The sequence below is a fragment of the Clostridium sp. AM27-28 genome (assembly GCF_003480955.1).
GTDB lineage: Bacteria > Bacillota > Clostridia > Lachnospirales > Lachnospiraceae > Otoolea > Otoolea fessa.
In genome coordinates this window covers 80694-98244 of the sequence record NZ_QUJT01000001.1, presented here as the reverse complement: position 1 = coordinate 98244, position 17551 = coordinate 80694, and the positions used below count along the sequence as shown (strand labels likewise).

20 protein-coding genes and 5 pseudogenes are annotated in these 17551 nt (G+C 38.7%); all 25 read right to left on the bottom strand.

Annotated elements, in window-relative coordinates:
* Positions 1 to 67: 67 nt before the first annotated feature.
* The 25 genes and pseudogenes from DW720_RS00520 to DW720_RS00395 all read right to left on the bottom strand — a co-directional run bounded on the left by DW720_RS00520 (position 68) and on the right by DW720_RS00395 (position 17417).
* Complete coding sequence (locus DW720_RS00520; RefSeq protein WP_118749140.1) at positions 68 to 1300, bottom strand: ATP-binding protein; 1233 nt, start codon at positions 1298 to 1300, stop codon at positions 68 to 70.
* Positions 1301 to 1440: 140 nt separating this feature from the next.
* Entirely contained in the window at positions 1441 to 1662 is a 222-nt protein-coding gene (locus DW720_RS00515) for a calreticulin (RefSeq protein ID WP_243099679.1), read from the bottom strand.
* 120 nt (positions 1663 to 1782) lie between these two features.
* Positions 1783 to 2845: pseudogene (locus DW720_RS00510) on the bottom strand (FUSC family protein).
* A 31-nt stretch (positions 2846 to 2876) separates the two neighbouring features.
* Entirely contained in the window at positions 2877 to 3920 is a 1044-nt protein-coding gene (locus tag DW720_RS00505) for a HAMP domain-containing sensor histidine kinase (RefSeq protein WP_118672467.1), read from the bottom strand.
* Positions 3920 to 4591 (bottom strand): response regulator transcription factor, encoded by a 672-nt coding sequence (locus tag DW720_RS00500; RefSeq protein ID WP_118749138.1) that lies wholly within the window; start codon positions 4589 to 4591, stop codon positions 3920 to 3922. Before DW720_RS00500 ends, DW720_RS00505 begins: the two co-directional genes overlap by 1 nt.
* An 18-nt stretch (positions 4592 to 4609) precedes the next feature.
* Positions 4610 to 6043: a phospholipase D family protein gene (locus DW720_RS00495; protein WP_118749137.1), complete on the bottom strand. Its 1434-nt coding sequence runs from the start codon at positions 6041 to 6043 to the stop codon at positions 4610 to 4612.
* 116 nt (positions 6044 to 6159) lie between these two features.
* Positions 6160 to 6432, bottom strand: a pseudogene (locus tag DW720_RS00490) (antirestriction protein ArdA); the annotation flags it as partial.
* Between the two features lie 574 nt (positions 6433 to 7006).
* On the bottom strand, positions 7007 to 7165 hold the full coding sequence (locus DW720_RS00480; protein ID WP_107000935.1) for a rubredoxin: 159 nt from the start codon (positions 7163 to 7165) through the stop codon (positions 7007 to 7009).
* 90 nt (positions 7166 to 7255) lie between these two features.
* Positions 7256 to 7630 carry a desulfoferrodoxin family protein gene (locus DW720_RS00475; protein WP_118749136.1) on the bottom strand — a complete coding sequence of 125 codons (375 nt, stop codon included), beginning with the start codon at positions 7628 to 7630 and terminating at the stop codon, positions 7256 to 7258.
* Positions 7631 to 7657: 27 nt separating this feature from the next.
* Positions 7658 to 7957 (bottom strand): annotated as a pseudogene (locus tag DW720_RS00470) (L-lactate dehydrogenase); the annotation flags it as partial.
* Positions 7958 to 7973: 16 nt separating this feature from the next.
* The gene (gene rbr / locus DW720_RS16100) at positions 7974 to 9155 is read right to left on the bottom strand and encodes a rubrerythrin (protein ID WP_107000937.1); all 1182 of its coding nucleotides are present in this window, start codon (positions 9153 to 9155) and stop codon (positions 7974 to 7976) included.
* Positions 9148 to 9555 (bottom strand): transcriptional repressor, encoded by a 408-nt coding sequence (locus DW720_RS00460; RefSeq protein ID WP_107000938.1) that lies wholly within the window; start codon positions 9553 to 9555, stop codon positions 9148 to 9150. The genes rbr and DW720_RS00460 overlap by 8 nt, the downstream gene beginning before the upstream one ends.
* Before the next feature lie 127 nt (positions 9556 to 9682).
* Complete coding sequence (yaaA, locus tag DW720_RS00455) at positions 9683 to 10432, bottom strand: peroxide stress protein YaaA (protein ID WP_118749135.1); 750 nt, start codon at positions 10430 to 10432, stop codon at positions 9683 to 9685.
* A complete protein-coding gene (gene bcp / locus DW720_RS00450) occupies positions 10432 to 10887 on the bottom strand; it encodes a thioredoxin-dependent thiol peroxidase (protein WP_118293336.1) in 456 nt (151 codons plus the stop codon). Before bcp ends, yaaA begins: the two co-directional genes overlap by 1 nt.
* Positions 10888 to 10890: 3 nt before the next feature.
* Positions 10891 to 11100 carry a DUF6219 family protein gene (locus tag DW720_RS00445; RefSeq protein ID WP_015516636.1) on the bottom strand — a complete coding sequence of 70 codons (210 nt, stop codon included), beginning with the start codon at positions 11098 to 11100 and terminating at the stop codon, positions 10891 to 10893.
* A gap of 264 nt (positions 11101 to 11364) precedes the next feature.
* Positions 11365 to 11667, bottom strand: a pseudogene (locus tag DW720_RS00440) (NifB/NifX family molybdenum-iron cluster-binding protein); the annotation flags it as partial.
* A pseudogene (locus tag DW720_RS00435) lies at positions 11661 to 12059 on the bottom strand (AAA family ATPase); the annotation flags it as partial. The pseudogenes DW720_RS00440 and DW720_RS00435, both read right to left, overlap by 7 nt.
* A 21-nt stretch (positions 12060 to 12080) precedes the next feature.
* Positions 12081 to 12527: a ParB/RepB/Spo0J family partition protein gene (locus tag DW720_RS00430; protein WP_243099678.1), complete on the bottom strand. Its 447-nt coding sequence runs from the start codon at positions 12525 to 12527 to the stop codon at positions 12081 to 12083.
* Positions 12528 to 13227: 700 nt separating this feature from the next.
* Entirely contained in the window at positions 13228 to 14691 is a 1464-nt protein-coding gene (locus tag DW720_RS00425) for a site-specific integrase (RefSeq protein WP_015573044.1), read from the bottom strand.
* A 12-nt stretch (positions 14692 to 14703) separates the two neighbouring features.
* Positions 14704 to 14910 carry a helix-turn-helix domain-containing protein gene (locus DW720_RS00420; RefSeq protein WP_015573045.1) on the bottom strand — a complete coding sequence of 69 codons (207 nt, stop codon included), beginning with the start codon at positions 14908 to 14910 and terminating at the stop codon, positions 14704 to 14706.
* Positions 14900 to 15601: a helix-turn-helix domain-containing protein gene (locus DW720_RS00415; protein ID WP_015573046.1), complete on the bottom strand. Its 702-nt coding sequence runs from the start codon at positions 15599 to 15601 to the stop codon at positions 14900 to 14902. The genes DW720_RS00420 and DW720_RS00415 overlap by 11 nt, the downstream gene beginning before the upstream one ends.
* The gene (locus DW720_RS00410; RefSeq protein ID WP_015573047.1) at positions 15588 to 15839 is read right to left on the bottom strand and encodes a helix-turn-helix domain-containing protein; all 252 of its coding nucleotides are present in this window, start codon (positions 15837 to 15839) and stop codon (positions 15588 to 15590) included. The genes DW720_RS00415 and DW720_RS00410 overlap by 14 nt, the downstream gene beginning before the upstream one ends.
* Before the next feature lie 106 nt (positions 15840 to 15945).
* Positions 15946 to 16206, bottom strand: a complete 261-nt coding sequence (locus DW720_RS00405) for a helix-turn-helix domain-containing protein (protein ID WP_015573048.1) — start codon at positions 16204 to 16206, stop codon at positions 15946 to 15948.
* Positions 16199 to 16777 (bottom strand): type II toxin-antitoxin system PemK/MazF family toxin, encoded by a 579-nt coding sequence (locus DW720_RS00400; RefSeq protein WP_024721675.1) that lies wholly within the window; start codon positions 16775 to 16777, stop codon positions 16199 to 16201. Before DW720_RS00400 ends, DW720_RS00405 begins: the two co-directional genes overlap by 8 nt.
* 100 nt (positions 16778 to 16877) lie before the next feature.
* Positions 16878 to 17417, bottom strand: coding sequence for a sigma-70 family RNA polymerase sigma factor (locus tag DW720_RS00395; protein WP_015573050.1), 540 nt, complete (start codon positions 17415 to 17417; stop codon positions 16878 to 16880).
* Positions 17418 to 17551 lie beyond the last annotated feature (134 nt).

The following is a 17551-nucleotide window of genomic DNA, read 5'->3' as shown; positions in this document are numbered from 1 at the left end:
TAATCTCCGCCATAATAAAAATATCTCCATCATTTCAAAAGAGAATGGCGGAGATATTTCACCTTGTTTATTCTTGTAGCAACCAATCGGCTATATCATGGATTTCGATTCCTTCATAACTATATTTTGGATGTTTGGTTCTGGCAATAATCATTTTCGGATAAGCATCTCGGATCTGAAGCAGAGAAGAGCATTCTCTCTCAAATGTTTCCTGCCCGGAAATGTTGTCACTGACCTGAATATAAATCTTCTCGCTGCCTCTCTGAGCAACAAAGTCGATCTCCTTTTGATAGAGCTTGCCGACATAGACATCGTATCCACGGCGAAGAAGTTCGATGCAAACGATGTTTTCATATACTCTGCCGTAATCCATATTTCTGCTTCCCAGTATTGCATATCGAATACCGCTGTCACACAAATAGAACTTTTCAGAGCTTTCAAGGTATTTCTTGCCTCGGATATCGTATCTCTTAATATCATAAAATACAAAAGCATTGCACAAATACTTAATGTACTTGCCGACGGTTACATGATTGGTCGGAGTCTCATTTGCTGTCAGCAGCTGACTGACCTTATTAGGAGAAGTCAGGTTGCTGATATTATCCATAAGGAACTCGCTCAGACGCTGTAAAACCAAAGTGTCCGGGAGCGCATATTTCTGCACCAAATCCCTTGTAACAATCGTTTCGTAGACCTCTTTGATATAGTTTGTTCTGTCTTTTTCGGTTCTGTAAGCGTAAGAACCTGCTAAACCGCCCTTGATAGCGTAATCATCAAAGAGGTTATCCTTATCACTAACATCATCATAATATTGGCAATATTCCTGGAAGCTGAAAGGAAACACATGAATTTCAATATAGCGTCCGGTAAACAGAGTTGCCAGATCCGCACTCAACAGGAAAGCATTGGAGCCTGTTACATAGATGTCGTATTTTCCCTTAGAGTATAGGCTATTGATTGCCAACTCAAACTTGGGGCACATCTGCACCTCGTCTACAAACAGGTAGTTCGTTTTACCTTCCTGATAATGTTCTTCCACATAGGCGTGTAAGGCATGATATTCCTTGATTTCCTCATACGCCAAATCCATGAAGTCAATGAAGATAATATTGATGTTTTCAAAATGGCTTTTCAGATACTCAATATACGCCTGCATCAGCTTGGACTTACCGGATCGACGAATGCCCGTGATGATCTTGATGTCAGGAGTGTCATTCAGTTCAATGATTCTATTGAGATATTTTGCTCTCGTGATTGTTTTCATATCGTCACCCGCTTTCAAAAATTGAAATTTTTTCATTTCTCGAAACCGCTTCACTGTACTTATTATACTGTCTGCTAATAGTATATGCAAGATGTCGCTTTCAAAAACATAAAATTTTTTATTTTTTGAAAGTGGAAATTATGTAAAGGCTGCCCCAGGCATCAAGCCTATCCTGTTTACACAGGTTCATTATCATCTTCATCGACGGAGCTATCTGCATCATCGTTCTCAAACTCCGGATCGTACCCATAGTCCTCGTCATCGTCCACATAATCAGCATCTGGGGCAGGCTTTGCCGCTTCCTGTTCCTTCTTCTTTTCCTGGACTTTCTTAAATACGAAGATTACCTTTGTGTTAAAATGAAGGAAGATAGGCAGGTATAAAAAAAGATCTGTCACCCTTAGGATTCTTCCCAAAGCCAACAGATCTTAAATTTTCCCTTACATCTTCATACTCTTCGCCAGACTCGTCAGCAAAGCTGCCATTTCCGGATTAACCCTTTTTCTTTCCATCCCACGTTATTCTGCATCTACGGTTACCACTGTTTCCTTTTTTCGACATAAACCAATAAAACATAGAACAAAATATTAATGCAAATACAACGCCAAAAACATTCTGAATCACTCTAAGACCAACGGCTCCTTTTAGTCCATAACTCTCTGTAGCAATGGCCAAAGCACCAAATGTGTTAAATACTGCCTGCCAGCCATATTTTGCAGAAAGTCCTACACCAATTCCGCCAAGGATTCCTATGTATGTATAGATGGATGACGGAAGCAGAAAATATAGTACTGTAAAGCATATTACACCTGCAATATTTCCGACAATCCTTTTACGGACTCTGTAGTGCATATCTTCCATAAACGGCAAAATCGCGGACATGGCCGCAATACCAGCCCACATTGCACGTGGCATATTACAAAGTTCTGCAATGCAAAGGACAATCGGTACGCATAAAATCTGACATATCTGCCATTTTGTTCTGGAAGAAGTGATATCAAATTCTTGTATCAGATCTTTCAGATTTCTTTTATAAGTTCTGTTTTTATGATTTCGATAAAATACGAAGCAGGTAAGTGCTGCACCTAAAGCCATTCCGGTTAATCGCATCTGATAACTTTTTCCTGTTACATCATATCCATACAATAACAGATAACCAAGAACCAATGTAGATTGATTAAACATGAATGGATTATGGCATCCGAACAGAATCAACACAGCCAGTGCCGCAATATTTAACAGCATTCCAAGTACCGGTGAAAGCTGGTTTGCTAAATGCGGACATACAGTCATAATTACAAAGAACAAAGCCAAAAGCATCGTAGATTGTCCGGTGTGGATCCCCAGATCCGCATTCCGAAATACCATAAGGCATAATAAAACTACTACACCCACAATACTATTCTCATTTCCAAATAAGATACTGAAAATAGTAACAAATAAAAAACAAAATGCCATTGTAACAGCTATCTTTACCAAATATACCAGCATATGATATGATTTTTCTTTCACTGTTTCACTCTTTTTCAACAAGTTTTTAGAACCTGCCTGATTTAACTGCAATTCCTGATAAAATGTCATGTAATTCCTCCTCTATCTGTTTTTCTTAAACTTATATGGCCTCATCTTTCTGTATTGGAAGCTCTACAACAAATCTGCATCCACCATATTCCCGGTTTTCTGCCTTGATCGTCCCGCCAGCACTATCTACGATCCGTTTCACAAGTGCAAGGCCGAGACCATTTCCTTCTGCTTTGTGAGAACCGTCTGCCTGATAGAACTTGTCAAATATTCTGGTTTTCACATCATCTTCTATTCCCGGTCCTTCATCTTCCAGAATAAACATTACAGAATCCTTTTCCTGCTTCAGAAACATCATAATTGTCCCCTTTGCAGGACTGAACTTAATCGCATTATCTAAAAGATTCATCCATATATGCATAAAAAGTCCTTCATTCCCAGTATATTTAACTTCCTCCAGCTCTACCTGGAAACCAATTTCTTTTTCTGTCCATTTTGTCTCCAGGGAAAGAAATGCCTGACGGATCTGTTCATCCAAACGATATTCTGTTTTTTTCATTGGTATGTTCTGATTCTCTAACTTGGATAACAGCAAAATATTACCAACCAATCCAGAAAGTCTTTGGGTGTTAAATAAGATTTTTTCTACATATTCCTCTTGATCCGGAGACAGTTCTTCTCCCTGAAGCAGCATTGTATATCCTTCAATGGCATTGATCGGGGTCTTAAACTCATGAGAAACATTGGAGACAAAATCCATCTGCAGTACTTCTGTTGCACGAAGCTCTTTTGTCATCACATTAAAACTTTGATAAGATTCTCCAACTTCTGCGATACGGCTGTTCGTTTCCAAGTGCTGTTCAAAATCTCCCTGCGAAACTTCCTTCATTGCTTTACTGAGTCTGGTAATTGGTTCCAGCAACCTTGCATTGATAAAGGAAGTAATCAGCCCTGCAATCAATGTATTAAAAATCAAAAGCCAGCCAAGCACAGGTATGCTACCAGGCAGATTAAAAAAATGATTCAAAAAAGCAAATAATAACGCAGATATGACTGTTGAAAATACAAGTGCCAGCCAGATTGCACCAGTCAGACAGGATCGGATCCGCAATCCTTTTTCTTTCTTTTGTTCCATTATTTTTTCATCACCTTGTATCCAATTCCACGCATTGTTACGATTTCAAAATCAGGGTTATCTTTCAAACGCTCCCTGATTCTTCCTATATGTACCTCTATCGTATGTGGGTCTGCCTCCGTCTCGTATCCCCATACTTCATCCATCAACTGTTGTTTTGTAAATGTTCTGCCTGGCGAAGCTGCAAGCTTATATAAAAGCAGGAATTCTTTTTTAGGCAAAACAAGACTTTCCTTATCAGTTGTAACCGTCATTGCATCATAATCAAACTCTGTTGAACCGATCACAATTTTGTGTTCATTCAATATCTGTGCACGGCGAAGCAGTGCTCCGACTCTTAAAACCATTTCATTCACATTTACCGGTTTTACCATATAATCGTCACTTCCCGAAAGAAATCCCTGGCGCATATCATCAAAGGAACCTTTCGCAGTGATCATAAGTACCGGTATCTGATATCCTGCTGAACGGAGTTTCGACACCAGTTCATAACCATCCATAACCGGCATCATAATATCGGAAATGATCAGATCAATATACTCTTTATCCAATATTTCTAATGCCAGTGCTCCATCCGATGCACTTTTGACCTGATATCCATTCTTCTCAAGCACTTTTTGGAATAGCTGGCTTAATTCTTTATCATCTTCTACAATTAATATTTGAAACACGATCTTCTTCCTCCTTTATCAGAACAGATATCTTGCCCATCCAAGCAGATGCTGTACCAAAAGTACGTTTCTCTGACGCTTCTTTGTCAATTCAATTGGCTCTACATGATACGGATCACGATAGGTTCCATCTTCCAATACCTGTCGGGACACTCTTTCATATTCCATCATGCCTTCTTCCAACTGTTTATTAATCTCTTTGCTACGTATTACAAGCATCAGTTCCGTATCCAGATACGTGCTTCTCATATCCATGTTAAAGGAACCGATTACGGATAGATCATCATCGAGCAGGATGCTTTTTCCGTGGTAAGAATAGCCGCCTTCATACTCCCAGATATCAATTCCTGTATTTAAAATTCTGTTTCTGTTTCTCGCATAATCAGCAGAACCAAACGGATTTCCATTGTTGGCAACCGAATTGGTCATGATAGAAAAATCCGGAACTCTCTCCGCAATCTCTTTCCATGTATTATACATCATATCATTGCAGATAATATATGGTGTATGAATTTTCACGCGCTCTTTTGCATTTTTCATTAGTTCTCCCAGTTGATACCAGACTACTGGTTCCTTGGGACCTGTGTGGATAGGATTTGACACTAATACAATCTTTTCTGTCTCAAAAGTTTCGTCCGTGTAATCGGTATCGCAGATTCTTTCCTTATTCTCTTCAAAATATTTCTGATAGCCGTTCTGCAGCTCTAAAACTGCGTTCTTTACAGATTTTCTATTTGCCAGTTTTTTATTGTCATGAAAATAACCACTGTCTTCTTGTTCCCATATCGTTTCAAAATACTCTAACAACTGGTTAACTGAATTTTCTTTCTCAGGTTCATTGCAAACCACTAACACATCTCTGTCATAGTTCTTATGTCCCAGAAAATCACCCAGGAAATAATTGTATGTATTTCTTCCACCAAGAATATATGTCTTACCATCTGCAATCAAATATTTATCATGCATTCTCCCCATCATCTTCCATGGTTTCAACGGATTGGCCTTATTATACAGTTTAATTTCAACATTCTCATGGGAAGATAATCCATAGAAATACGGATTTCCTTCCATATCAATCCAGCTCTCCATTCCATCTACTAACAGACGAACATGCACACCTCTGTCTGCCGCATCATGCAGTGCTCCTAAGATCAATTTTCCACTTTCATCGGATTGAAATGCAAAAGTAGAAAGAATAATGTCTTCTTTTGCATTCTTGATCAAACGCACTCTTTGTAAAAGCGCTTCTGGATTCTTTTCTATGATTACTGCCCGTTCTGTATTTTCACTGCATTCGTTCCATGACCCATTTTTTGTTTCTTTTTTGGTTGTATTGGACACTTCCGGCTGCTTTTTATATGCAACGCAGATTCCGAGCAATTCATAAAAAGCCACACATAAAAAAATTGCCAGTATAACAAGAAGGATTTTACATATTTTATGCTTTTTCATTGTACAGCACCTGATTCCTTTTTATTTCATACTTATACAATACAAAGTCAATCTCAATTTAACCTCAACAAAATTTATTTTTCATAAAAAAATATGACCGGCTTCTTTTTAAAGAAAGCCAGATAATTGAGTTCATCCAGACTTTCGTATTCTCCCAGCATTTCATACAGCCCATCGACATAACAGTCATAATCTCTTATGAACCATTCTTCATAAGGATTACCAAAGTCATCTTTTGAACCGATTCCAATTCGTTCAAATACTTTTTTCAGATCTTCTGATGTGGTAGGAAACTTTACCCATTCGCCTACCAACTCCCCTTCGTTATATTTTCCGAGATTCGTGATGTAAGCTTCAAATGGGCAATCGTGGCCATATTCATATGCCATGCTATTTCCTCCTGTTTCATTTTTCAGGTCATCACCCGGTTTTCGGCATCAAAAAAAGCGCCATACTCATCACCATTCCGGCAATGAGCAGACGCTTTATATTTTGTCCGTATTCTTTTGCAAAAGAGAAACAAATGAAATGTAAGTTTGTAGCTCATGTCTCATTTGTCTATGATAATATTAGCACAGGTCAATTCTGAAAAAAAAGAGGTAGAATGGTAGCAAAAGGATAGCAATTGGTAACAACATGGGAGTAATACGGAAACATGCTGCACATTCCCCTATCCTCTATCCGCAGACTCTACACATATAACCATAATCTGTTCATCTTGATCTTCTATCTCATCATTATGATGTTCTATAAATTCATCAAGTTTGTGTATAAATTTCAGATATTGAACTTTCTGTGTAAATAACTTCTTATAATTAATAGATTCCATATACTGCTCTTCATCAGTAAAGTATTTTACTGTATAATCACGAAGATTTTCCAATATTATGTCAATTCTATCATATTTATTCCATTATAATATTCTGGTTTCATTTCATACATCCATTAGTCCTGCTTTCATTTTTATTCAGCCTTTGAAAACTGGTCTTTGCCTACAAAACATAACGGACATTCAAAATCTTCCGGAATATCCTCCCACTTTGTACCAGGTGCAATACCACCTTCTGGATATCCCTTCTCCTCATCGTATTCCCATCCGCAAACATCACATACATATTTCATTTGTTGTTCCTCCTTATAAATACATTAATACACAGCCTATATTACGGTTATATTTGTGTTGTTCTTAAATCTTAATATGTATAAATGCTTTTAGCATTTCCATAATCCATGCAGGTTACAATATGCATATACTTCTTCTACCTGTTCACCATCGCAAAGACAAAAATCTGCTATCGGCTCCTGCCCTGGATTTAACTGTTTTCTGTATATTCCCCGATTGGTATTTAATGTAATCCACTCAATGAAATGTTCTTCAAGCATTGGATGTTTTGTCTCTCCGACCACGACATGAACATAATTGCCTTCCACTGTATATACAGGCACGTGCTTCTCAACAGCCGCATCTGTCACACCGGCTTTTAATTCCTGCATAGGTTCTCCGCAACAAATTACAGGAACACCTTTATCCTTTACCTTTTCAACAATGTTTCCACAATGCTTACATATATAATACTTTACTTCCATGCTTTTATCTCCTTCCATGTGTATAATTTATAGTTCAATCGTCTCTATAATCTTTTTCAAAGAATCTGCAGATTTCTTAAGCTTTAATGCTTCCTCACCACTTAAATTAATAGGTATATTAGACTCAATACCATCAACACCTACAATAACTGGCATACTTAACGATACTCCGTCAATATCATATACGCCATGAATTATGTGCGATACCGGAAGTATTGATTTTTCATTTCTCATAATTACTTCACAGATTCTTTTTACAGACATTGCCATTCCATAATATGTAGCGTGCTTTTTATTTATTATTTCATAAGCACTGTTCTTGACTGCTAATAATCTTATCTCCTTAATAATTCTCTTCATGTACTTCAAAATAGCTTTGTGGATGGTTACATACCGGACATACCTCAGGAGCCTTTGTTCCTACCACAATATGTCCGCAGTTACGGCATTCCCATACCTTAACTTCGCTCTTTTCAAATACCTGTGCAGTTTCAATATTCTTAAGAAGTGCACGATATCTTTCCTCATGGTGCTTCTCAATCTCACCTACTGCCCTGAATTTTGCTGCAAGCTCAGGGAATCCTTCTTCCTCAGCTGTTTTAGCAAAGCCGTCATACATATCTGTCCACTCATAATTTTCGCCTTCTGCCGCTGCCGCCAGGTTTTCCTTTGTATCACCAATTCCTGCTAATTCCTTGAACCACATCTTTGCATGTTCTTTCTCATTATCTGCAGTCTTTAAAAACAATGCTGACATCTGCTCGTAACCTTCCTTTTTCGCTACAGAAGCAAAATAGGTATACTTATTTCTTGCCTGTGATTCCCCCGCAAATGCCTCCTGTAAATTCTTCTCTGTCTGTGTTCCTACATATTTGTTTTCTGCCATCTCTTTTACCTCCGTTTTCTTTACTACTTTTTCAAAATCTGATGCCGGGTGCTTGCACAAAGGACATATAAAGTCATCCGGTAATTCCTCGCCTACATATTCATATCCGCAAATTCTGCAACGCCATATTGTCTGACTGTCCTCTGTTTTTCCAACCTCCTGTGGCTTAGGCTTAATGTTATTCTGATAATAATCATATGTTACTGAAGGAACATTGCTTAAAACTTCCATATCGGTTATCTCACCGATAAACATCGTATGTGAACCTAAGTCCTCTGTTTTAGTAACTGTCACAGAAATGTATGCATTTGTACCTTCTGTAATATAATAAATACCATTCGTGCCCCTGGCACACTGCTCAAATGCTTCAAACTTATTGGTATCTCTTCCTGATTGGAAGCCAAAATGTTTGAACAATTCAAATTGTGCCTTCTGACTTAAGACTGATACAGTAAATTTTCCGGTTCTTTGAATCATATCATGCGTATAATTTGCCTTATTTACACAGATACTTAACTGGTTTGGTTCCGAAGCTGCCTGAATGGCTGTATTAATGATGCATCCGTTATCTTTTTCTGCTTCTTTAGCGGTCAATATAAACAGTCCATAACTCAACTTATACATTGCTTTCCTATCCATGCTGTTCCTCCTTTACCTTCTCCCTGCATTTCGGGCAAATGCCTTTAAATGAAATATCGTAATCCACAAATTCAATTCCATGAGTGTTATGAATTCTTTCCAGCAAATCCGGTATTTGATCCATATCCACATCAAAAATTTCACCGCACTTTATACATCTTACATGGTAATGATTTTTCAATGTAAAATCAAATCGGTTCGGTCCATTCGGAACTTCAACCTTTCTTAATGCACCTTCCTCTACCAATATATCAAGATTTCTATATACAGTTCCTTTTCCAATTGATGGATATGCTTCTTTTATAAATTCATACACTTCAATTGCCGTAACGTGTCTTCTCATTTCGTATACGGTATTTCTTACGAGATCTTTTTGAATGGTATTTCTCCTACTTGTCATCCGTCCTCCTTATTAGGATTAGTTCTTAATAAGGATTATATACCACTATTATCCTGTTGTCAATAAAAATAGTAATGATTCTCATTATTATAAAAGGTGCTAAACTGAGCATCTTTTACCTGAATAACTATTTTATTTTGCGTTCAAATACATATTCTGAATCTGAAGATAAATCAGACCTAAACGAATATCCGAGTCTGTCAAATTTCTGAATCTCCACCGGATTTTCAATATTATTTTCCGCTATGAATCTGACCATTTCACCACGAGCCATTTTGGCATATGTACCTTTTGTTACCATTTTATCTCCAGACATTTCGCAGAATGTAATCGTAATATATCTGTCCTTCGATGTCAGGTACTTTTCTATACATTTTGAGTATTCTTTTGATGCCAAATTAATGATAATCCTGCTATCATCGATCACAAAGCGGTATAACAAGTCTTCCCAAAACTCATACAGATTTTTTGCATCTCCAATGTCTGCTTTTGCCTGCATTTCAAGACGATAAGGCGTCACTCCGTCCATCGGTTTCAGAACCCCATAAAATGCAGATAATATTCTTAAATGATTTTGCAGATACTCAAACTGCTGGATTTCAAACACAGATGGTGCCATATATTGAAATGCAATCCCTTCATATGCTAAAACAGCCGGAGTAAGTCTGTTATAAAGATCCATATTTTCCAATCTGTGAAAGTTCTGCTCTACAATCTTGTCATTACATTTCCAGATAGCTTTCAGTTCCTCTTTTGATTTGCTTTTCATCCAGCTCAATATCTCTGCTGTCTTATCAATAAAGGCAGGCAGTTCAACCGGTGCTATGTTATCTGTATCTACAATCATCTTTTTTGCAGGTGACAATATAATCTTCATCAATTTAATTCCTTAAGCATATTTTCAGGATCATCTGCCGCCTTGACTTTATCATTTGCCTTTCTAATGATTCCCTGCTCGTCAATAAGATATGTGGTTCTTACCACACCCATAGAAACCTTGCCATATTTTTTCTTTTCTTTCCAGACATCATATGCTTCGATCACCTTACGCTCCGGATCTGCCAAAAGTGTAAATGCCAATCCATATTTTTCCTCAAATTTCTTGTGAGAGGCTACAGAATCCTTACTGACTCCAAGGATCACCGCACCTTTCTCGGTGAATTGTGGATAACGCTCAGAAAAGCCACATGCCTGCTTCGTACATCCTGGTGTATTATCCTTTGGATAAAAATATAAAATTATTTTTTTACCTAAATAATCACTTAATTTATGCACTTCTCCGTTCTGATCCGGCAATTCAAAATCCGGTGCTTTTGTTCCTATCTCTAACATTTACTATTCCTCCGCTTTTGTATTTTCCACCTGTTTTCTTGTTCTTTTATTACCTGAAATCATTTTATGACCAGAATAGACTGCCATAATCATGCATATCAGAGAGCCAAATGCAAAGTATTTGTGTGCTGCTTTTAACCCTTTATATCCTGTATAAAAAGTTCCAACCATTGTAACTATTGCTCCGATTGACCAATATTTATGTGCTTTCATTTTATACCTCCAAATTGATTAAGCTGTTTCCAAAATAAATATCTCTGGATCATTAACAATATTATACCTTCCATTCATCACTTTCTACAAGTAAGAAAAGAAAAATACTCAATCCATGTAGAGATCGATGTAGCATTCACAGTTTTTAACCGCCTTATTGAAAATGTAATCTGCCATCTTATCAAATAATACAAAAGGATGTATCACGATAATTCTCCCATTACCTTGACGCATCCTTTCGTATTGTATTTTTTGCTATTCTTCTTAATGACAGCTATGGTTTCCACATCCATGTTTACCACATGTATGTCCCTCTCCGTGGCTGTGCTCATGGTGAGAACACTTAACATCTGGATTATAATCAAGTGTATCATTGATAAAAACTTCTACTGCTTTATCTGCATCTCCTGAAACTCCGCCAAAAAGCTTAATGCCTGCTGCCGCTAACGCAGTCTGGGCACCTCCTCCTATTCCGCCGCAGATCAAAACATCGGCATTTAATGCATTAAGAACTCCTGCCAATGCACCATGTCCGCTTCCATTCGTATCTACTACTTCTGAATACAATCTATAATGATAAAATCATAAAATTCCCTTAATCTCTCAATAAGTGACCTCATAATCAGTTCCCTGCTCATTGCGTTTACCAAAGATACCTCAATCGCTGATAATTCTATATTGGCCGGTATCAGATCCACACCTTCCTTATGATGAAGGATTGTTTTTTCCATGTTCATTTTTCCATCATTCACAATATTTAGCATCAGCGTTGCAAGAGAATACTCCATTTCATCCGGTTCCTCATACCCTAAACTAATTGTGAGACTGCCCTGCGGATCTGCATCTATCAGAAGAACCTTTTTCCCTTCCTGTGCCAATCCGATTCCTAAATTCACGCACGATACCGTCTTTCCAACTCCACCTTTTTGATTTGATACTGCTATACACCTGCTTCGCACTGTCACCACAAAGTTCTCCGATTACGTCAATACTCCTCTTTCCTGTATTGTGGTCAACTTGACTACAATTCTTTCTGCCTGCCTTTTTTTGATGGCATCATATTTCATCTTATAGGCATAGGCCTTTTCACTTGGTGTAATTTGCTCTCTCTGCAAATTGGAATCGACCATGATCACTACTGCTTCATCATCCTGCAACATACGAATGATTACCGGAATTTTCTTATATCCCAGCTTCTCAGCCGCATATTTTCTTCTGTGGCCAGAAATAATTTCGTAGTAGCCTTCAATCTTTGGACGAACAATCAATGGATTCAGTACATCATACTTTTTTATGCTGTCCTGCAGCTCAATCATCTGACTGTCTCCGATCACTTTAAATGGATGATTTGGAAATGCTCTTAACCGTTCCATTTCAATCTCAACAACTTTTTCATCCGGATCTCTTACATCCGTTTTTTTATCCATAAGCTATCCTCCTCTAAAATATCTGTAACGAAAAAATCCGCCCAGAATAGATTCTTAATCTAATCTGAGCGGATAGATCCGTCAGGCCTGTTTTGTTCAGGCAAGAAAACCATATTTACATTCATTGACACCTCAATCCTTATCCTACGCTGTAGTTATCTCCATTCGGTACCAGGATTGAATTATTGCATTGGTGCCCGTTAAGAAATTTCGGTGCTCAATATCTGCGTTTAAGTGTTCTCTCGGTGCTCACGAGCACCGGAAAAAAGAAAAAGCAGCAATGAACTTTTACGATCATTGCTGCAAAAAATGCACGTTCCCAGGGGGAATCGAACCCTCAACTAGTGCTTAGGAGAAGCCCCCGAGGGGCATTTTTGACTCCCTACAAATCCCCGAAAATCCTTGATTTTACTGGCTTTTCTGGGATTTCACTGTTAGTAAATTCTCGTCCAAAACCTGCTAATTTTTCGTGGTTTTTTGCCTTCCTTTTAGCAGGGTATTAGCAAATGCAAAGAAATATGGGAAACATCATTGAGTTAATCTGTAGCCCATAAATCACAGGAAACGCATTTGAAGTTTACGCATTCTCTTATGCAAATCAATAATCTGTGTTCAAATATTATAATGGTTTTTCTTCTTGATTTCAAGATTTTTCAGGAATTACAAAAGGCAACCCTGACGGATTGCCTTTTTTGTATGACTAAATTGTTTTCGCTAAAGCCTTTAATAATGCTGCTGTTTCCGGATTTGATAACAGTTTTGTGAGCAAGGCGGCGTTTTCATCTGTACTGTTCTCAGCAGGCTTTTCTTTTTCAACTTCGCTCTCTTTTTGAACCTCTGCCATTGGGTCAAGGAGTTCAACCGAAGTTTCAAACTTGGGCATTGGAGCAGTTTTACCTTCTTCCGCATTTTTGAGACCTTTAGCGTTGTAGAACTGTTCCTCAAACTTCTGTGCGTTATATCGCCTGTCCTCGTCGATTATATGGCTGTAAACATCGGCAACCATATCCATTCGGGCGTGTCCTGAGTCGCCTTGAACCGATTTCATATCGCCGCCGTTCCATTTCAGCTTGTAGGTTATACTTGCGTGACGGAAGCTGTGAAATACCACATCGGGTAAGTCGTTGTCCTGTATCAGCTTTTTCAAAGCACGGTTGATTACCTGACCTTCCATCGGTCTGCCTGACGAATGGCAGAATACCAAGTCATAATCCAAATACTCATCACCGAAAAGCTCTTTCATTTCGTCAATCTGCTTTTTTCTCTCTAACAGCATTTGAGCTACGGTTGACGGCAAGAAGATTTTTCTCACACTTGTTTTAGTTTTTGGCGTTTTCAAAACAAGGGAGGTATTTGTATTTGACAGAGTTCTCGGAAAGACACGGATAATGTCCTTATTATCAAGCACCTCCATTACATCTCTGTTTACTCGCTGAAGCTCTTTATCTACAAAAATGGAAGCGTTGTTTTCTTTCAGGCTTTCCTCCGAAATATCAATGCAATCCCAAGTAAGACCGAGCATTTCACCCATACGGAGTGAACAGGCAAAGGATAAATTGATGGCTAATGCGAGAATATCATCATCGCACACTTCAAGAGCGTGCATAAGAGTTTCTGCTGTCCATATTTCTCGTTTCTGATGTTCCTCTTTCGGGAGCGTTGCATTGAGAACCGGGTTTCTTGTCATCAACTCCCATTTTACCGCCTGATTAAAGGCACTCCTTAAAAACTTATGGATTTCTCTTACGGTATGTACGGTCAGATACTCATTTTTAGGCTTTTTATTCTGTACCACTTTGGTCTTAACTTTCAGAAGGCTTTGATAGAATTTATCCATAAGTCTCGGAGTCAGTTCATCAAGTTTCACATCGCCGATAAGCGGAATGATGTAATTATACATAAGCCCTTTCTTTGAACGGTAGGTTGACATTGCCCAGTTATTTACTCCGTACACGGAGCAGTATTCTTCAAGCAAATCCGCAACTGTCGTAGCATTAGGAATGATGAATGTACCGCTTTGCTGTTCAAACTCAATTTGAGTTTTTCTCTTTTTAGCGTCTGCGTTTGTATCAAAGGTTTCCCATTTTTGATGTTGGTTTCCGTCATCGTCTTTGTAGGTATAAACGACGGAATATCGATTCTTTCTCTTTACAATAGAAGCCATAGTCGTTCCTCCTTATTCATTATCCAGCCATTTATCAAAGCTGGTCTTTATTATGCGGTATCCGGTTTCGAGCATTACTGCCTGAAAACACCCCTGTTTGATGAGCTTATATACGGTCTGTCGGGTAATACCCAAGATTGACTGAACTTCCTCTACGGAATAGCTCTTTTTTGTATATGTACCGCCGTTTAATTCACGAACTCTATCCTCAATCGACATATCCCTCCACCTCCTCGATTTCCTTAACTTTAGTGTATTTACTTTGCGAAGCGTACCACTTATCAAAGCTTTCTCTTTTTATTCGGCGTTTACCGTCAACCCATATAAACTCAACAATGCCATCGTTCATAAGGTCATTTGCGGTGCTTCTCGGAATGCCGAGTACCTTTGCAACAGTAAGAGGAGAGAGCGTTTTGCCGTATTTCTTACCGGGTCTTTCGCCGTTTACTTTCTCATAATGGAATTGTCCTGCATACCAATCTTCAAAGCTATCCACATCAACTCTCATTTTGCCCAGTACCAAATAGGTCTTAAATCGGCACTGATTGATGAGTCGGTATGTAGCCGTCTTTCCAAGACCGAGTATTCTCATTACGTCGGGTACAGACATTGTCTTTTTGTCCTGATATGTAAGAACTGCCTTGACGATTTTCTTATTTTCTTCAACGCTTTTCTTTGAAGCTCTGTATTCGTTGCCGACTCGGTATGTTTTGAATAAGCCGCAATTCATCAGTTTCAGTGCTTCTTCTTCGGAAATGGAAAACAACCGAGATATTTCCTTGACAGAATAGGCTTGCCACTGTGCTTCCTCCTGAAGCTTTTCATCGCTGAACAATTCTGCCAAGCGTTCATTTTCCTCTCTGAGATTAAACTGCTCCACTCGGTCATTGAACATATTAACAAATGCCATCTTCAGAACCTCCTTTCTCGCCATTGAGCCAATTTTCAAAGCTCTTTTTAGATATTCGATATTGACCTCCGACACGAACGCTATGGAATTTCTTGCTTTTAAGCAGCTCATAGACGGTAGTTCTGCTCACTTTCAAGATGTGCTGTATATCATCTACCGTGTATGCTCGTATATCAGGTTCAGTCTGCCTGAATGTATTAGGAAGTCGAGTATCGCTCTTTTCAATTTTCTTTCGCATTACCGTTTACCCCCGATTTCTTATTTGCCACTCTGACTACCATATAGCCAAGTGACTTGGCTATATGGTACTGAAAATCGGAGTTTTTGTTAATTATGCGATTGGTTTAATCGCATAATTGACAACCGGAGCTTTCGCTGTCCATATTATCAAGCCATCGGTCAAAGCTCTTCTTGGAAATTCTGTAATGTCCGCCGACCTTTACAAAATGGAAAACGCCTGAGTTGACGAGAGCATAAGCAGTGTTCTTTCCAATGCTGAGAATATCCATTATTTCTTCTACCGTATAAACTCTTTTCTCAAAGCCGGAACTATCATCAACAGCGTTGGGTAGTTTGTTCATTGCTTCAATCTTATCTTCAAACATTGTCAACACCTCCCTTAGCGTGATGATGGTTCTTTTTGAAAATCATATAGTCATAGCCGTATCCTACCTGACATTTATCGCACATCTCTTTATCTGCCTGAAAGGGGTCAAGTCTTTTTACAATGTTTTCAGGGATAGACTGAAACTCGCTTCTGCAACGAGGGCAAAGACTTAGTACAATGCCTTTACGCTCTGTCTTGGGTTTAACGGGAATACCGACTGCAAATTTCAATCCTCGCTTGATTTCGCTGATTTTATCTGCGTCGGTAATTCTTCCGACAAAATTATCAAGCTCTGTGGCTTTATCCACGGTGCGTAGCTGCTCAAGCATTACCATCGACGGCTCTTTTAAGCCACAATCCGTGTTTAGCTCAATATGAGTATTCATTGCCGTTTTCTTTTTAACAGCCGTTATAGCGGCTACAACGACCGTAGGACTGCTTTCATTTAAGCGATTTGTCTGAACCACAAGAACCGGTCTCATTCCCGATTGCACACTACCGTTTGTAACCCCCAAGTCGCAGTAATAAATATCGCCCCATCTGACATTCTTAAATTCTTTTTCTTTCATATGTAAATCCTCGCTTTCGATTATTCTGAGGTAATTCATATCCGGATTAGAATTAACCCCTTCACTTGTTTGAAATGGGAGAGCGTTTTTGGGGGGTGTTTTAGAAAAATTTCCTCAACTTTTTTATTGCACTGTTTACCGATTCCCTTACAGAAGTAAAATCGACTCCTTCTTCATCTGCGATTTTTTCAAGTGTTTTGTTGTAGAAGAAATACTTAAAAACTCTGCGTTTCTGTGTTTCGCTTAAGTAACACAAAACCTCCCGAAGTCGCTTAATATTGTCTTTCAGCATTATTTCTTCGATTGGGTCTGTATCGACTGCCAATTCCGGATGATGCACTTCAAATTCTCCGTCATTGATGTCAAATGCGTGTCCGAAAAGAAGCCTTCTCATTCTCTCTCTTGCTTCGTAGTTCTGATACTCCGTTATCACTTCGCCCTGAGCCATAGAAAGCAGAATGAACGGAGTGTACCGACGGATAACATCAGGGTATTTAACCCACAATTCTTCTTCCGCCAGTTCTGTTACAATCGCCCATTTCTCCGTGCCGGTGTAGCCGTGATATTCATACCGCAGGTTAATGAGCTTGCAGTCGTTCGCAAATAATAATTCCTGTTGTTCTAATGTAAGTTTTGTCATTGTCGTAATCTCCTTAAATTTGAATTTTTGAATTTGGTTGAAATCAAAAATTCGGAGATTACGGATACTTGGCGATATACGCCAGCCACTTATATGTCACGGTCTTGCTCCTTTCGGGAGCGACAAAAAAGCCG

Excerpts from the sequence above, each read along its gene's own strand:
- DW720_RS00415 (WP_015573046.1), bottom strand. The coding sequence starts at position 15,601 with ATGGCATTTGTTAATATGTTCAATGACCGAGTGGAGCAGTTTAATCTC.
- DW720_RS00405 (WP_015573048.1), bottom strand. The coding sequence starts at position 16,206 with ATGTTTGAAGATAAGATTGAAGCAATGAACAAACTACCCAACGCTGTT.
- bcp (WP_118293336.1), bottom strand. The coding sequence starts at position 10,887 with ATGTTAGAGATAGGAACAAAAGCACCGGATTTTGAATTGCCGGATCAG.
- DW720_RS00430 (WP_243099678.1), bottom strand. The coding sequence starts at position 12,527 with ATGGATAAAAAAACGGATGTAAGAGATCCGGATGAAAAAGTTGTTGAG.
- DW720_RS00410 (WP_015573047.1), bottom strand. The coding sequence starts at position 15,839 with ATGCGAAAGAAAATTGAAAAGAGCGATACTCGACTTCCTAATACATTC.
- DW720_RS00480 (WP_107000935.1), bottom strand. The coding sequence starts at position 7,165 with ATGAAATATGTATGTGATGTTTGCGGATGGGAATACGATGAGGAGAAG.
- yaaA (WP_118749135.1), bottom strand. The coding sequence starts at position 10,432 with ATGAAGATTATATTGTCACCTGCAAAAAAGATGATTGTAGATACAGAT.
- DW720_RS00460 (WP_107000938.1), bottom strand. The coding sequence starts at position 9,555 with ATGACAAGTAGGAGAAATACCATTCAAAAAGATCTCGTAAGAAATACC.
- rbr (WP_107000937.1), bottom strand. The coding sequence starts at position 9,155 with ATGGATAGGAAAGCAATGTATAAGTTGAGTTATGGACTGTTTATATTG.
- DW720_RS00395 (WP_015573050.1), bottom strand. The coding sequence starts at position 17,417 with ATGACAAAACTTACATTAGAACAACAGGAATTATTATTTGCGAACGAC.
- DW720_RS00505 (WP_118672467.1), bottom strand. The coding sequence starts at position 3,920 with ATGGAACAAAAGAAAGAAAAAGGATTGCGGATCCGATCCTGTCTGACT.
- DW720_RS00475 (WP_118749136.1), bottom strand. The coding sequence starts at position 7,630 with ATGGAAGTAAAGTATTATATATGTAAGCATTGTGGAAACATTGTTGAA.
- DW720_RS00445 (WP_015516636.1), bottom strand. The coding sequence starts at position 11,100 with ATGAAAGCACATAAATATTGGTCAATCGGAGCAATAGTTACAATGGTT.
- DW720_RS00495 (WP_118749137.1), bottom strand. The coding sequence starts at position 6,043 with ATGAAAAAGCATAAAATATGTAAAATCCTTCTTGTTATACTGGCAATT.
- DW720_RS00420 (WP_015573045.1), bottom strand. The coding sequence starts at position 14,910 with ATGTCGATTGAGGATAGAGTTCGTGAATTAAACGGCGGTACATATACA.
- DW720_RS00520 (WP_118749140.1), bottom strand. The coding sequence starts at position 1,300 with ATGAAAAAATTTCAATTTTTGAAAGCGGGTGACGATATGAAAACAATC.
- DW720_RS00425 (WP_015573044.1), bottom strand. The coding sequence starts at position 14,691 with ATGGCTTCTATTGTAAAGAGAAAGAATCGATATTCCGTCGTTTATACC.
- DW720_RS00400 (WP_024721675.1), bottom strand. The coding sequence starts at position 16,777 with ATGAAAGAAAAAGAATTTAAGAATGTCAGATGGGGCGATATTTATTAC.